This is a genomic window from Roseiarcus sp., assembly GCF_049514155.1.
Taxonomy (GTDB): domain Bacteria; phylum Pseudomonadota; class Alphaproteobacteria; order Rhizobiales; family Beijerinckiaceae; genus Roseiarcus.
In genome coordinates, this window is sequence record NZ_JBEKVH010000027.1 from 18,527 (window position 1) to 32,135 (window position 13,609).

A 13,609-nucleotide genomic window follows, 5' to 3' on the forward strand; every position below is an offset into this window, starting at 1 on the left:
CCGTAATGGCTGCGACGACTCTCTGCTATTGCGCCGCTCTGCGCGCTGCGACGCGCAAGACGACCGCTATGTACGACGAGGCGCTCGCCCCGGCGGGGATCGGCCTCGCCCAATTCAGCCTGCTGCGCAAGATCGAGCGCGGCGGCAGGCTGTCGCTGTCCGAGCTCGCGCGGCTCGCCTCGCTCGACCGCTCGACCGTCGGCCGCAACATCAAGGTTTTGCGGCGAATGGGGTTGATCGAGGTCGGCCCCAGCGACGACCATCGTGAGGCGACGGTGACGCTTGCCGAGGGCGGCCGCGTCGTGCTGCGCAACGGCGCGCCGCTGTGGCAAGCGGCGCAGGACCGGATCGAGGCGGCGCTTGGCGAAGGCGGCGCGAACCGGCTCAGGGCGCTGCTCGCCGCTTTGTGAACTTTGCTTTCGAAGTTGGCCCGGTGGCCGCATCGCCCGGACCCCGCGAGGCGTTCGGCGCAAGAGAAGGGCAGACCCATGATCTCGAACCGCCTGGCGGCCTTTCTCGCGATGCGGCGCGTTCATTACGGCTGGGCGGTGCTCGGCGCGACCTTCCTCGTCATGCTGGCGACCGCGGGCGCGATGGGCGCCTCCGGCGTCATCATCGCTCCGCTCGAGGCCGAGTTCGGCTGGTCGAACGCCGACATTTCCTCCGCGATGGCGGTCCGGCTCGCGCTCTACGGCCTGGTCGGGCCATTCGCCGCCGCGCTGATCAACCGCATCGGCGCGCGCGCCGTCGTCGGCGCAGCGGTGTCGCTGATCGCGATCGGCGTCGCCGGCACGGCGTCGATGCGCCATCTCTGGCAGCTCGAACTGTTCTGGGGCGTGATCGTCGGGCTCGGCTCCGGCATGACCGCGCTGGTGCTCGGCGCGACGGTGGCGACGCGTTGGTTCTCGGCCCGCCGCGGCCTCGCCGTCGGCCTGCTGACCGCCAGCAACGCCACCGGTCAGCTCGTGTTCCTGCCCTTGCTCGCCGGGGTCTCCGGGCACTGGGGCTGGCGGGCGGCGCTGGCTGTGGTCGTCGCCATTCTCGTCGTCGCGCTCGCTTTCGCGCTGGCGCTGTTGCGCGACCGGCCGGCCGACGTCGGCCTGCCGCCGTACGGCGAACACGCCATCGTCCCGGCGCCGAAGACAAATGCGGGCTTCGCCTCGCTCGTCTCCGCGCCGCTCGTCGCTTTGCGCGATGGCGCGAAGAACCGAGTCTTCTGGGTGCTGTTCGCGACCTTCTTCATCTGCGGTCTCAGCACCAACGGCCTGATCCAGACCCACTGGATCACCTTGTGCGGCGACTTCGGCGTGGCGCCGGTCGGCGCGGCGAGCATCCTGGCGATGATCGGCGTGTTCGACTTCTTCGGCACGATCCTATCGGGCTGGCTCTCCGACCGCTACGACAACCGCTGGTTGTTGTTCTTCTATTACGGCCTGCGCGGCCTGTCGCTGATCTATCTGCCCTTTACCGACTTCTCGGTCGTCAGCCTGTCGCTGTTCGCGGTGTTCTACGGCCTCGACTGGGTCGCGACGGTCCCCCCGACCGTGCGGCTCGCGGCCGACGCCTTCGGGCCAGAGCGCGCCAACGTGACCTTCGGCTGGATCTTCGCCGCCCACCAGCTCGGCGCGGCTACCGCCGCCTTTGGCGCCGGGGCTGCGCGCACGGAGCTCGCGAGCTACCTGCCGGCGGTCTATGTCGCCGGAACCGCCTGCCTGATCGCATCGGCCTTGGTGATGACGCTCGCCCAGCCGCGCCGCCGGGAAGCCGCGCTGGCGTGAGCGGCGCCGGCCGTCCGCTCGTGGTTCAGCCTGCCAGCGCCGCTTTGCGTCGCGCTAGGCTCTCGGGCGGCCACAGCGCGCGCGAGTCGTAATATTCTTCGAAGGCGGGGACGCCCTCGGGCAGGACGACCCAAGGCAGCTTCGAGCGGGTGTAGATGTGGACGTCGGGCGGGGCGGCGGCAGGCTCGTCGAGCGTCCCGACCCTGACGAAGCTCAGCGCGTCGCGCCCGCCGTAATGGCTCCAGAGCGCGGTCTGGCAGTCCGGGCAGCGGTGGATGACATGCGGCCTGCCGCTGTCGGTCGGGACGGGGATGGCGATCGTAGTCCCTGACAGGATCTCGACCCGCGACGTCTCGATCAGCGCGTTGATGACGAAGGCGCTGCCGGTCTGCCGTTGGCAGTCCTTGCAATGGCAGCAATGAACGAACATCGGCCGTGCGGCGAGCCGGTAGCGCAAACCGCCGCAGGCGCAGCCGCCGCTCAGAGAAACGGTCATGACGGTCAGATCCTCCCGCCGCGAGCATGGCGCGGCGGCGGCGGCGGCGCAAGCGCCGGCGTTCAGATCGAGAAGCTCACCCCGCAACCGCAGGAGGCGACCGCATTGGGGTTCTTGACCTTGAACGCTTGGCCCATCAGGTCGTCGACGAAATCGAGCTCCGAGCCGCGCATCATTTCGAGCGACGCCGAATCGACGACCACGCTGACCCCATCGCGCGACGCGACGAAATCGTCGGCGGCGCGGGTGGCGTCGATCTCGAAGGCGTATTGGAAGCCCGAACAACCGCCGCCCTTGACCGAAATGCGCAGGGCGGCGCCAGGATCGGCGGCGAGCACCTTCTGCAGCCGGCGCGCCGCGGCGGCGCTGATCGACAGGGGAGCCGTTTCGGCGGCTGAGGCGGCGTCGCTCATGGGTCCTTCCTGGGGCAGACAATCGACGGCAGGGTCGCTATGAACATAGGCGCGGCCGGGCGAAGCGCAATGCGGGGGGTGAGAATGGCGGGCGACCCAGGGAACGGCCGGGCGCCTTACGCCGCCGATCCCGCCCGCTCGCCAGGCCGCCTCCACCGCGAGCCGTCGTCGCCGACCCGCGACGATTTCCAGCGCGATCGCGACCGCATCATCCACTCGACCGCCTTCCGCCGCCTCGCCCACAAGACCCAGGTGTTCGTCTATCACGAGGGCGACCATTTCCGCTCGCGCCTCACCCATACGATCGAGGTCGCCCAGCTCGCGCGCGCGCTCGCCAAGGCGCTCAGGCTCGACGAAGAGCTGACCGAAGCGGTGGCGCTCGGCCACGATCTCGGCCACACGCCGTTCGGCCACACCGGCGAGGACGCGCTCGACGCCTGCATGGAAGCGTACGGCGGCTTCGACCACAACAGCCACGGCCTGCGCCTCGTCACCGAGCTCGAGCGCCGCTACGCCGATTTCGACGGCCTCAACCTGACCCAGGAGACGCTCGAGGGATTGGTCAAGCACAACGGCCCGCTGGTCGACGCCGAAGGACGGCCGCTCGAACGTTGGCGCGCCCGCGGCGTTCCCGCCGCGATCCTCGCCTATGATCGCCTGCAGAGCCTTCGTCTCGGCCAATACGCCAGCCTCGAGGCGCAGGCGGCGGCGATCGCCGACGACATCGCTTATGACGCCCACGACATCGACGACGGCCTGCGCGCCGGCCTGTTCGACCTCGACGCAATCCGCGCTGTTCCTTTCGTCGCCGTGCTGCTCGACGAAATCGAGCGCCTGCATCCCGGCCTCGAGCGGCCACGCGTCATCCACGAGCTGACGCGCCGCGTCATCACCCGCTTCATCGAGGATGTCATCGCCGAGAGCGGCGCCCGCATCGCCGCCGCGGGCGCGACCAGCCTCGAGGATGTGCAGCGAGCCGGCAGGACGCTCGTCGGGTTTTCGCCGGCGATCGCCGCGGCCGACCGCGACATCAAGACGTTTCTGTTCGCCAACATGTATCGCCATCCGCAAGTGACGCGGGTGCGCGAGCGCGCCGACGCGGTGGTGCGGGGCCTGTTTTCCGCCTATGTCGCCGACCCCGCGGCGATGCCGCCCGATTGGGCGGCCAAGGCCGGCGCGACCGCAGGCGAGCGGGCGCACGCCGCCGCCGATTACATCGCCGGCATGACCGACCGCTTCGCGCTGAACGAATATCGCCGGCTTTTTGACCCCACTGCGAACTTGCGATAAAGCCGCGCCGACTTCGATCTCGGGCCCAATTCATGAATATTTTCGAGGATTTCCAGGCCCGAGTGGGCGCCGCGCTCAAAAGTCTGGCGGCGGCGGGGCGGGCGCCTGCAAATCTCGACCTCTCGCGCTTCGTCGTCGAGCCGCCGCGCGAGGCGGCGCACGGCGACCTGTCGACCAACGCGGCGATGGTCTACGCGCGCGAAGCCAAGGCGGCCGGCGGCAATCCGCGCGCCTTGGCCGAAGCGCTGGCCGAGGTCCTCAGAAAGACGCCCGACGTCGAGGCGATCGAAGTCGCGGGCCCCGGCTTCATCAACATTCGCCTCGCGCTCGCGACCTACGCGCGGGTGCTCGTCGCCATTCTTGAGCGCGGCGTCGATTTCGGCCGTGCGGCGAAGCCGGCCGCTGGCAAGGTCAACGTCGAATATGTCAGCGCCAATCCGACCGGGCCGATGCACGTCGGCCATGCGCGCGGCGCGGTGTTCGGCGACGCGCTCGCCAATCTGCTCGCCTTCGCCGGCTATGAAGTGACGCGCGAGTATTATGTCAACGACGCCGGCGCGCAGGTCGACGTCCTCGCGCGGTCCGCCTTCTTGCGCTATCGCGAGGCGCTCGGCGAGGCGGTGACGATCCCCGAAGGCTTTTATCCCGGCGACTATCTCAAGCCGCTCGGCGCCGCGCTCGCAGCCGAATTCGGCGCTTCGCTGCGCGACAGGCCGGAGGCCGAGTGGCTGCCGGCGGTGCGGGCGCGCGCGATCGCGGCGATGATGACGATGATCAGGGCCGATCTCGCCGCGCTCAACATCGTCCACGAAGTCTTCTCGTCCGAGCGCGCGCTGACCGGCGCCGACGGCGGCGGGGACCAGGTGCGCGCCGCGATCGAGGAATTGAGGGGGCGCGGCATCGTCTATGTCGGCCGACTGCCGCCGCCCAAGGGTCAGCCGTCGGAGGATTGGGAAGATCGCGAGCAGACGCTGTTCCGCTCGACCGATTTCGGCGACGACGTCGATCGGCCGCTGATCAAGTCGGACGGCGGCTACACCTATTTCGCCAGCGACATCGCCTATCACAAGTCGAAGATCGACCGCGGCTTCCTCACGCTGATCGACGTTTGGGGCGCCGATCACGGCGGCTACGTCAAACGCATGCAGGCGGCGGTCGCCGCGCTCTCGGGCGGCAAGGCCAATCTCGACGTGAAGCTATGCCAGCTCGTGCGCCTGATGCGGGCCGGCGAGCCGGTGAAGATGTCGAAGCGCTCCGGAGAATTCGTCACGCTGCGGGAAGTCGTCGACGAGGTCGGCGCCGATCCGGCGCGATTCATCATGTTGATGCGCAAGAACGACGCGCCGCTCGACTTCGACCTCGCCAAGGTGATCGAGCAGAGCCAAGATAATCCGGTCTTTTATGTGCAATACGCGCACGCCCGCGCGCGCAGCGTCCTACGCCAGGCGCACGCGACCTTTCCCGCCCTCGATCTCGCGCCTAAGACATTGTCCGGAGCCGATTTCAGCCTGCTCTCGGACGAGGGCGAGCGCGGCCTGATGCGCTCGCTCGCCCAGTATCCGCGCGTCGTCATCCAGGCCGCAGAAGCCCACGAACCCCACCGGATCGCCTTTTATGCACATGATTTAGCGACCCTGTTCCATTCGCACTGGAACCGCGGCAAGGATTCGCCACATTTACGCTTCGTTAATGAGGGTAATGCAAGTTTAACCAATGCGCGCATAGGTCTGGTGACGGCGACCGCCTTTGTTTTGGCTTCGGCGTTGACTATCCTAGGCGTGAGCGCGCCCGAGGAAATGCGCTAGAGCGGCCTATCGCGGTCGCTCGGCGCGCCCCGGACGCGAGGGGGGAAGCGCGAGGAACGTTGGCGGTGTCGACGTCCTGAGCGCCAGCCACCCCTCAAGCGAGGCCAGTCATGAGCGGTTCGCCAGGCAAAATTGTGCCCGAGATCAACCTCGACGAATTCGAGAAGCGGTTGCGCGCCGCCGGGGCGCCATCGGCCGGGACCGAGGACCCGTTGGCGGAGCTGACGCGGCTGGTCAACTCCGTCCACGCCGACGCGCGGCGCGCCGCGCGAGCGCCACAGTCCGAGCCGCAAGCGGAAGGCGAGCCGGCGATGACGCTCCCGCCGGCCTTCGGCGCAGACTTGCGTCCCGCTTTCGCCGAACTCGAGACTGACGACGCGGCCGAGCCGGCGGCGCCGCAAGAGCCCGCCTTCGCCGAACCGGCGCCGGCGCGAGGCTCGCGCGGTTGGGGGTTCAAGGTGACGGGGATGATCGTCGTCGGCGTCGCGCTGCTCGCCGGCGCCGCGGCGCTGAAGCACGGCGTGCCGGGGTTGCCCAAGGCGCCGCCGTTCATCGCCGCGGACAACGCGCCGACCAAGGTTCAGCCGCCGAACGAGGCGAACGTTCAATCGAACAGCGACATCGCGGCGTTGTTGATGAAGGATTCCGCGACCCCGACGCCGGTCAAGGTCGTCAATACGGAAGAGCAACCGATCGATCTGCGCACGCAGACCCAACCGCCGACCCCGGCGCCGTCTGCTCCGGCCGGCGCGCCGAACGCCGTTGGGGCGGTAGCGACGCCCGCCGCCGACGCCGGCTCGCCGGTCGCAACCGCGCCCGACACGCCGGTCGTTCCGCCCGCCGCCGCCTCGGCCTCGGTCGCGCCGCTGTTCCCTGTCGCCAAGCCGGTGAAGACGGTGTCGGTGCGCCCGGACGGGACATTGATCGCCGCCGCCGACGCGACCCCGCCCGCTGCGGCGCCGGACGTCGTCCCGACGCCGCCGGTGAAGACCGCCGTGCGCGCCGTCGATCCGATCGTCGCGACGCCCGAAGCGGCGACGCCGAAGCTCGACCTGCCGACCAAGCTGTCGCCCAAGTCGCAGCAGCGGGTCGTCGCCAAGACCGACACGACGGCGCCCAACGCCGACGCGAGCGCGACGCCGAGCGCGCCGCTGCAGCTCGTCGCCTCGCCAAAACCGGTCAAGCCGGCCAAGCCTGCGCCGAAGATCGTAGCCGAAGCCTCAGCCGCCGATTCGCCGCCCGCCGACGCCGCGCCGGCCGCCGCAGCGGCGCCGACCGTTGCGGCGGCGACCGCGCCTCCCGCCGCCGCGCCGGCGGCGGCCACCGCCGCGGAAGGCGGCGGCGAATGGGCGGTGCAGCTCGCCGCGCCGCGCTCGGAAGCCGACGCGCAAAGCGCGATCGCCAAGCTCAAGGGCAAGTACGCCGACGCGCTCGGCGATTCCGCGCTGTCGATCCACCAGGCCGACGTGAAGGGTCAGACGATCTATCGCATTCGCGTCAGCGGACTGACGCGGGCCGACGCGGGCGCGCTGTGCTCGAAGCTGAAGGCCGGGGGCGGCGATTGCTTCATCGCCAAGGATTGATTTCGTCCGGCTTCCCGAAGGCGTCGCGACGCGCATGACCCGCGCCGTCGTCGTCGGTTGCGCCGGGCCGAGCCTCGGCGGCGAAGAGCGCGCGTTCCTCCGCGACGCGCGGCCGTGGGGACTGATCCTGTTCAAGCGCAACGTGGTCGATCGGGCGCAGTTGAGCGCGCTCACCGACGACTTTCGCGCCATCGCCGGCCGCGCCGACGCACCGGTGCTCATCGACCAGGAAGGCGGACGGGTGCAGCGCATGGGGCCGCCGCATTGGCGCCCTTATCCAGCCGCGGCGCGCTTCGCCGCGACGCGCGCGCCCGAACGCGCCGCCTGGCTGGCGGCGCGATTGATCGCCGCCGATCTCGCCGAGGTCGGGATCAACGTCGATTGCGCGCCGGTGCTCGACGTCGCCGGCGAGGGTATGCATGCGGCGATCGGCGCGCGCGCCTTTTCCGATTCCGCCGAACAGGTGGCGATGATCGGCCGCGCCTATGCCAACGGCCTCATCGCCGGCGGCGTCGCGCCCGTCGTCAAGCACATGCCCGGCCACGGGCGGGCGACGGTCGACAGCCATCTCGATCTGCCGGTGGTGAGCGCAAGCCGCGACGAGCTCGCCGCGCGCGACTTTCCGCCGTTCGCGGCGCTCAACGATCTACCGATGGCGATGACCGCGCACATCGTCTTCACCGCGATCGACGACAAGGCGCCGGCGACGACGTCGCCGCGCGTGGTCTCGGAGATCATGCGCGGCGCGATCGGTTTCGACGGCCTGATCTTCAGCGACGACACGTCGATGAAGGCGCTGCGAGGAACGTTCGCCGAAAAGACGCGCGCGATCTTCGCCGCCGGGCTCGACATCGTGCTTCACTGCAACGGCGATCTCGCCGAGGCGCGCGCGGTCGTCGCGGAAACGCCCGAACTGAAGGGCGAAGCGCTGCGCCGCGCCGAGGCGGCGCTGAAATGCGTCGCCGGCGGGCCGAAGGCCTTCGACGCCGCGGCCGGGCGCGCCGAGCTCGAAGCGCTGCTGGCGACCGCGTCCGCCTAGCGTTTGTCGATCGACAGTCGCTGGAAGCCCGCGCCGGCGATCGGTTTCTTCGCCGAGAGGACGCGCGAATTGACGCCCGCCCAGCCGATCTCGCCCGACAGGCGGCCGTATTCGATCTTCGGGCAGCGGTTCATCACCACTTTCACGCCGCGCGCTTCGGCGCGCGCCGCCGCTGCGTCGTCGCGCACGCCGAGTTGCATCCAAATGACCTTCGGCGGCGTCGCCAGCGCCAGCGCCGCGTCGACGACCTCGCCCGCGGCCTCGGATCTGCGGAAGACGTCGACCATGTCGATCGGCTGCGGAGCGTCGGCGAGGCTCGCATAGACGGGCAAGTCGTGGATCGCTTCGCCAGCGAGGCCGGGGTTGATCGGCAGCATCGTGAAGCCGCGCTCGGAAAGATATTTGAGCACGAAGTAGGACGGCCGCGCCGTATTGGCCGACGCGCCGACCATGGCGATCGTCTTCACCGTGGCGAGAATGTCGCGGATGGTGTCGTCGGAATAGGAATCGTGGTTCACGCGCCCTCCCAGCGTGGCGGCCGCTTGTCGAGAAAGGCGGCGGCGCCTTCGGCGGAATCGGGATGGAGGAGATTGTCGATCATCGCGCGGCCAGCAAGCGCGTAGGCCTCGTCGAGCGGCATGTCGATCTGGCGATAGTACGCGCGCTTGCCGATCGCCAGCGTCGCCGCCGAACGGGCGGCGATGCGCTGAGCGAGCGCGTGCGCTTCGGCGAGCGCCGCGCCGACCGGGACGACGCGATTGACGAGGCCGAAACGCTCGGCGGTCTCAGCGTCGTAAAGGTCGCCGGTCAGCGCCATTTCCATCGCGTGCTTGCGCGAAACGGCGCGGCCGACGGCCACCAGCGGCGTCGAACAGAAGAGACCGATCGACACGCCGGGCAGGGCGAAGCGCGCGTCGGCGCCGGCGATCGCGAGGTCGCAAGCGGCGACGAGCTGGCAGCCGGCGGCGGTGGCGACGCCTTCGACGGCGGCGATCACCGGCTTCTCCAGGGCGACGATGGCGCGCATCAGGTCGGCGCAGCGCGTCATCGCGCGCTCAAAGAACGCGCGGCCGCGGTCGGCGTCATTGCGATGCGCCTGCAGCTCCTTGAGATCGTGGCCGGCCGAGAGCGCCGGCCCGTCGCCGGCGAGGACGACGACGCGCGTCGCGGGATCGGCTTCGATCGCCACGAAGGCGTCGATCAGCGCTTCGATCATCGCCAGGCTCAGCGCGTTGCGCGAAGCCGGCGACTGCAGAGTGAGGGTCGCGACGCCGCTCCTGTCCTCGCGGCGCGCCAGAGCGAGCGGTTCTTCGCGACGTTGCGTGGGGGACATGCCGGCGCTCCTCCGTCAGAGCCTTAGCGTGTGAGCGGGCGGACGGCGGCGCGCCGGTCGCGGCGTGAGTTATCGCGCGAAATCGTCGAATGCAAAAGGTCGGCGAGCGGAGGGGCGGGGGCGCACGTCATCCTTGGCCGCGCGGGCCTGATTTCAAGAGCTTGGGCGCCATTTTCTGTCTCTGGCCGCGCCGAGCCGCGACGACGACGCTGGTGGAGCTTTATATCACGCACATAAACTGTAAAAATAACGACAATAAGCACTGTCGTGTCAGGCTCGATAGCGCCGACCTCTTGGCGTCGCACTCGCCGAGCGCCGCCAGCGCGCCATAAGCGCTATGTCCTCGCCGCCGCGAGAACGATCTTGGCGCACGCCATCGCGTCGGACAGCGCTTCGTGGTGGTTGAGCGCGATGCGGAGCTTCGCGCAGACGTCGGAAAGCCTGGTCGGATAAATGCTCCAGACGCGGCGGGAAATCTGCACCGTGCAGCGAAACGGCAGCGACGGCGCGCGGATTCCGTAGCGCGCGCAGCACGCGCGCAAAACGCCGCTGTCGAAGGGGGCATTGTGCGCGGCGAAAAACGCCGCGCCGTCGAGCATCGGTTCGAGCCTCGGCCAGAGCGTCCCGAAATCGTCGGCATTCGCCACGTCTTTCCACTTCAATCCGTGGATATGGGTGAACACGAATTCTCTGGTCGGCGGCCTGATCAGGTGGACCGCCTGGTCGACGATTTCCCCGCCGACCACCTTCACCAGCCCGACCGCGCAGGCGCTATCGGGCTGATAATTCGCGGTCTCGAAGTCTATCGCGACAAAATTCATCGAGCCTTTCCTCGCGCCGCTCGCGATTCGCCTGCGCGTTTCCCCGACGAAGGGGCGCCGGGCCGCAGCGACGGCGCGCTCTGCCGACATAGCGTTACCCGGCGTCGGCGCGCGGGTCCACTGCGTTGCGGCGTGGCGGCGCGTTAGATGAGGTAACACAATACCACAGCGAAAATTCAGCCGTTTTTCAGCCGATTCCGCGTCTTTGCTGTTGACGGGCGTGCGTACGCGCCCGTATAAGCGCGGCCCTGACCGGCCCGCCGCTCGCGGCGGGCTTCTCACGCGAGAAACGGACCGCAATTCATGTTCGGCAAGACCCATTCGACCAAGACGGCCGACGTCGAAAAGAAATGGCTGCTCATCGACGCCAAGGGCCTAGTGGTCGGCCGCCTGGCGACGATCGTCGCCATGCGCCTGCGCGGCAAGCACAAGCCTTCTTTCACGCCCCACATCGACGACGGCGACAACGTCATCGTCGTCAACGCCGAGAAGGTGGTGCTGACCGGCCGCAAGCGCGACCAGAAGGTCTACTACCACTATTCCGGCTTCATCGGCGGAATCAAGGAACGCACCGCCAAGTCGATCCTCGACGGGCGCTACCCCGAGCGCGTCGTCGTCAAGGCGGTCGAGCGCATGCTGCCGCGCGGGCCGCTGGGCAAGAAGCAGCTCGGCAACCTCAAGGTCTACAAGGGCCCCGACCATCCGCACGCGGCGCAGTCGCCTGAAGTTTTCGACGTCGCCAAGCTCAATCCGAAGAACAGCCGGAGCGCCTGATCCATGGCCGAGACCACTCTTTCCTCCCTCGCCGATCTCAAGGAGACGGCGCTCGCCCCGGCGGTCGTTGAAGCCCCGGTTCACATCCAGAAGCTCGACAAGCTGGGCCGCGCCTACGCGACCGGCAAACGCAAGAACGCCGTCGCGCGCGTCTGGATCAAGCCCGGCAAAGGCCAGGCGACCGTCAACGGCAAGGCGCTCGACGTCTATTTCGCCCGGCCGGTGCTGCGCATGATCCTCAACCAGCCGCTGGTCGTCGCCAACCGCTTCGGCCAGTACGATCTCACCGTCACCGTCGCCGGCGGCGGCCTTTCCGGCCAGGCCGGCGCGGTGCGCCACGGCCTCGCCAAGGCGCTGACCTACTACGAGCCGGAGCTGCGCGCCCCGCTGAAGAAAGAGGGCTTCCTCACCCGCGACTCGCGCGTCGTCGAGCGCAAGAAGTACGGCCACGCCAAGGCCCGCCGCAGCTTCCAGTTCTCGAAGCGCTGAGGCGCGGCGAAAGAACCAGAGTTCGAAAAGGGCGGCTTCGGCCGCCCTTTTTGTTTGCGGCGGGGTGGGACGCTTAAACCGAATTTCGTTTCCGAGCCAATACCCTCCGCCGACCCACCGCGTCGTCGACCTCTTAGAGGCCAAAACTTCCGAAGCCGAAGGGCTGTCAAGGGCGCGTCTTTTGCGCGCTGAGGAAAGACGGCGCTCTCTGCAGAGGCGCGGCAACGTCAATCCGTTCAGAGCCTTACGCCGCATTTGCAATGGCGCCGTCAGTGCGCTCCGCCCGAGTCACAGCTCGCCGGAGACGACACTTTCTTGACGCGATTGCCATGCGAACATATCATGAACAAATAGCAGGAGACGCCTACGATGAAGCTCGACCGATTTTTCCGTTTAGCCGACGCCCCCGGCACGGGGGTTTCCTGCAACCAGAACGGCTTGTTCGTCGGCGAAACGGCATTGCTCGAGGAAAGGCGCGACCATCTGGGCCACCCCGAATGGCATGCGCGTTCGCTTGCTGACCTCAGCCGCGACCTCAGCAAGCGATACGCTCTGCCCATCGACTTTAGCGCAAAGATGCCGGCCGTCGGCGCGATTGCACGCGCGCTCGGACGCGGCGACCTCGTTCAACCGCAGATCGCGACGTTGCTTCTCCAAATTCCCGATCCGCCGAAGCTGTCAAAGGCGGACCCAACTTCCGGCGAGTTGACCGCGCTGATGCGCCAGCTGCGAGAGAGCGGTCTGCTCAAGGCTGACTGGGACCCAGCAAAACACCCGAGGTGGCCGGCAAAAAGTCCGGATAGCGTCGGCGGACGATTCGCTCCGAGCGACAGCTCAGTCGCCGCTTCGGGCACCGGAGCGTCGAGCGTCCAGGCGCAGATTACGATCCCGGCCCCGCCGATCGAAATGCCGATCCCGATCCCGCACCCTCTGCCGTCCGAGATCATCCCACCGCTGATCGCGCCAAACATTCTTCCGCGCAGCCTGCCCCAAAATCGCTATCCAAGCCGCCCCGAGTGCGAGAAAGAATGGCAGGAGGCGACCAAGTATTGCTTGAAGTTACGGGACCGCGGGCAACTCGGGAGGGGCGACTATCGGGGGATGGGCAAAACGCTACGCGACTGCATCATGGGACAGGTTTCCGAGAGTTGTGGCGGTAACGCGACGATCGCTTGATGGCATGGAGAGCGGGAGCGCTACCGATGAAACGACCGACAACGCCTGAAGAAGTGAAGACGCTGCACAATCTTTGCCGTGCCGATCCCCAGGGCTACCTCCAAATCGTCAACGGCTGGCTGAGCGAGAATCCCGACGATCATCATGCCTATTTCGATCGTCACTTTGCATGGATGGGGCTCGGCGAGCCGCGTCGGGCGCTCGACGACATGAACAAGGTCGTGGAATTGAATCCCGATCCGTTTTCATATTTTTCGCGCGCCGAAGTCTTTCGCCATCTCGGCGAATACAAGAAGGCACTCGACGACTTTGATCGCAGCGAACGGATGATGCCCGACGAGTGGCAAGACCTCGGCTTCGGCCTGCTGTTCCAGGCGGATTGCCACGCGAGGCTAGGCGACGAGGACAAGGCGTTGTCGTGCTGCGAGCGTTTGCCCGACGACTTCTGGACGCCTGGAATCTTTGAGGCCCCCGGCGGCGACAAGACGGCCGTGGCGCCGCAATTGCGGCTCATCGCCGCCGACGCGCGTCGGCGCCGCGGCGAGGGCGGCGCGTCTCGCTAGGCGTCGAAAGGCGCCCGCTGGGCTGGGCGGCTTGTAGGCGCGGGCGTCG

The 13,609-nt window shown here is 68.2% G+C and carries 15 protein-coding genes; 10 read left to right on the plus strand and 5 right to left on the minus strand.

The genetic code is table 11. The features are described 5' to 3' along the window. Positions 1 to 5: 5 nt before the first annotated feature. Together ABSF49_RS06240 and ABSF49_RS06245 are read left to right on the plus strand one after the other, a co-directional pair. The gene (locus tag ABSF49_RS06240; RefSeq protein WP_424111769.1) at positions 6 to 410 is read left to right on the plus strand and encodes a MarR family winged helix-turn-helix transcriptional regulator; all 405 of its coding nucleotides are present in this window, start codon (positions 6 to 8) and stop codon (positions 408 to 410) included. Positions 411 to 488: 78 nt separating this feature from the next. Then, entirely contained in the window at positions 489 to 1,778 is a 1,290-nt protein-coding gene (locus tag ABSF49_RS06245; RefSeq protein WP_424111770.1) for an MFS transporter, read from the plus strand. Between the two features lie 25 nt (positions 1,779 to 1,803). On the opposite strand, the gene ABSF49_RS06250 is transcribed toward ABSF49_RS06245, so the two are convergent. Both ABSF49_RS06250 and ABSF49_RS06255 read right to left on the minus strand, forming a co-directional pair. Beyond that, a complete protein-coding gene (locus tag ABSF49_RS06250) occupies positions 1,804 to 2,274 on the minus strand; it encodes a GFA family protein (protein WP_424111771.1) in 471 nt (156 codons plus the stop codon). 62 nt (positions 2,275 to 2,336) lie between these two features. Beyond that, positions 2,337 to 2,687, minus strand: coding sequence for a HesB/IscA family protein (locus ABSF49_RS06255; protein ID WP_424111772.1), 351 nt, complete (start codon positions 2,685 to 2,687; stop codon positions 2,337 to 2,339). Positions 2,688 to 2,771: 84 nt separating this feature from the next. Here ABSF49_RS06255 and ABSF49_RS06260 point away from each other — a divergent pair, with 84 nt between their 5' ends. The 4 genes from ABSF49_RS06260 to nagZ all read left to right on the plus strand — a co-directional run bounded on the left by ABSF49_RS06260 (position 2,772) and on the right by nagZ (position 8,404). Next, positions 2,772 to 3,977 (plus strand): deoxyguanosinetriphosphate triphosphohydrolase, encoded by a 1,206-nt coding sequence (locus ABSF49_RS06260; RefSeq protein ID WP_424111773.1) that lies wholly within the window; start codon positions 2,772 to 2,774, stop codon positions 3,975 to 3,977. Positions 3,978 to 4,009: 32 nt separating this feature from the next. After that, entirely contained in the window at positions 4,010 to 5,782 is a 1,773-nt protein-coding gene (gene argS, locus ABSF49_RS06265) for an arginine--tRNA ligase (RefSeq protein WP_424111774.1), read from the plus strand. 110 nt (positions 5,783 to 5,892) lie between these two features. Then, the gene (locus tag ABSF49_RS06270) at positions 5,893 to 7,365 is read left to right on the plus strand and encodes an SPOR domain-containing protein (RefSeq protein ID WP_424111775.1); all 1,473 of its coding nucleotides are present in this window, start codon (positions 5,893 to 5,895) and stop codon (positions 7,363 to 7,365) included. Positions 7,366 to 7,399: 34 nt separating this feature from the next. Continuing rightward, a complete protein-coding gene (gene nagZ / locus ABSF49_RS06275) occupies positions 7,400 to 8,404 on the plus strand; it encodes a beta-N-acetylhexosaminidase (RefSeq protein WP_424111776.1) in 1,005 nt (334 codons plus the stop codon). On the opposite strand, the gene ABSF49_RS06280 is transcribed toward nagZ, so the two are convergent. The 3 genes from ABSF49_RS06280 to ABSF49_RS06290 form a co-directional block, all read right to left on the minus strand. Further along, a complete protein-coding gene (locus ABSF49_RS06280; protein ID WP_424111777.1) occupies positions 8,401 to 8,922 on the minus strand; it encodes a CoA-binding protein in 522 nt (173 codons plus the stop codon). The genes nagZ and ABSF49_RS06280 overlap by 4 nt on opposite strands. Next, a complete protein-coding gene (locus tag ABSF49_RS06285; RefSeq protein WP_424111778.1) occupies positions 8,919 to 9,737 on the minus strand; it encodes an enoyl-CoA hydratase in 819 nt (272 codons plus the stop codon). The genes ABSF49_RS06280 and ABSF49_RS06285 overlap by 4 nt, the downstream gene beginning before the upstream one ends. 335 nt (positions 9,738 to 10,072) lie before the next feature. Then, complete coding sequence (locus tag ABSF49_RS06290; protein WP_424111779.1) at positions 10,073 to 10,879, minus strand: 3'-5' exonuclease; 807 nt, start codon at positions 10,877 to 10,879, stop codon at positions 10,073 to 10,075. On the opposite strand from ABSF49_RS06290, the gene rplM reads away from it, so the two are divergent. From rplM to ABSF49_RS06310, 4 genes are all read left to right on the plus strand, one after another. Next, positions 10,862 to 11,332, plus strand: coding sequence for a 50S ribosomal protein L13 (gene rplM / locus ABSF49_RS06295; RefSeq protein WP_424111780.1), 471 nt, complete (start codon positions 10,862 to 10,864; stop codon positions 11,330 to 11,332). The genes ABSF49_RS06290 and rplM overlap by 18 nt on opposite strands. Positions 11,333 to 11,335: 3 nt before the next feature. After that, positions 11,336 to 11,821 (plus strand): 30S ribosomal protein S9, encoded by a 486-nt coding sequence (gene rpsI / locus ABSF49_RS06300; protein WP_424111781.1) that lies wholly within the window; start codon positions 11,336 to 11,338, stop codon positions 11,819 to 11,821. 369 nt (positions 11,822 to 12,190) lie between these two features. Continuing rightward, the gene (locus ABSF49_RS06305) at positions 12,191 to 12,997 is read left to right on the plus strand and encodes a hypothetical protein (RefSeq protein ID WP_424111782.1); all 807 of its coding nucleotides are present in this window, start codon (positions 12,191 to 12,193) and stop codon (positions 12,995 to 12,997) included. A 26-nt stretch (positions 12,998 to 13,023) separates the two neighbouring features. Beyond that, entirely contained in the window at positions 13,024 to 13,560 is a 537-nt protein-coding gene (locus ABSF49_RS06310) for a tetratricopeptide repeat protein (protein ID WP_424111783.1), read from the plus strand. The last annotated feature ends 49 nt before the right edge of the window (positions 13,561 to 13,609 follow it).

Coding starts and splice junctions, on each gene's coding strand:
- ABSF49_RS06240 (WP_424111769.1), top strand. CDS start 6: ATGGCTGCGACGACTCTCTGCTATTGCGCCGCTCTGCGCGCTGCGACG.
- ABSF49_RS06245 (WP_424111770.1), top strand. CDS start 489: ATGATCTCGAACCGCCTGGCGGCCTTTCTCGCGATGCGGCGCGTTCAT.
- ABSF49_RS06250 (WP_424111771.1), bottom strand. CDS start 2,274: ATGACCGTTTCTCTGAGCGGCGGCTGCGCCTGCGGCGGTTTGCGCTAC.
- ABSF49_RS06255 (WP_424111772.1), bottom strand. CDS start 2,687: ATGAGCGACGCCGCCTCAGCCGCCGAAACGGCTCCCCTGTCGATCAGC.
- ABSF49_RS06260 (WP_424111773.1), top strand. CDS start 2,772: ATGGCGGGCGACCCAGGGAACGGCCGGGCGCCTTACGCCGCCGATCCC.
- argS (WP_424111774.1), top strand. CDS start 4,010: ATGAATATTTTCGAGGATTTCCAGGCCCGAGTGGGCGCCGCGCTCAAA.
- ABSF49_RS06270 (WP_424111775.1), top strand. CDS start 5,893: ATGAGCGGTTCGCCAGGCAAAATTGTGCCCGAGATCAACCTCGACGAA.
- nagZ (WP_424111776.1), top strand. CDS start 7,400: ATGACCCGCGCCGTCGTCGTCGGTTGCGCCGGGCCGAGCCTCGGCGGC.
- ABSF49_RS06285 (WP_424111778.1), bottom strand. CDS start 9,737: ATGTCCCCCACGCAACGTCGCGAAGAACCGCTCGCTCTGGCGCGCCGC.
- rplM (WP_424111780.1), top strand. CDS start 10,862: ATGTTCGGCAAGACCCATTCGACCAAGACGGCCGACGTCGAAAAGAAA.
- ABSF49_RS06290 (WP_424111779.1), bottom strand. CDS start 10,879: ATGGGTCTTGCCGAACATGAATTGCGGTCCGTTTCTCGCGTGAGAAGC.
- rpsI (WP_424111781.1), top strand. CDS start 11,336: ATGGCCGAGACCACTCTTTCCTCCCTCGCCGATCTCAAGGAGACGGCG.
- ABSF49_RS06305 (WP_424111782.1), top strand. CDS start 12,191: ATGAAGCTCGACCGATTTTTCCGTTTAGCCGACGCCCCCGGCACGGGG.
- ABSF49_RS06310 (WP_424111783.1), top strand. CDS start 13,024: ATGAAACGACCGACAACGCCTGAAGAAGTGAAGACGCTGCACAATCTT.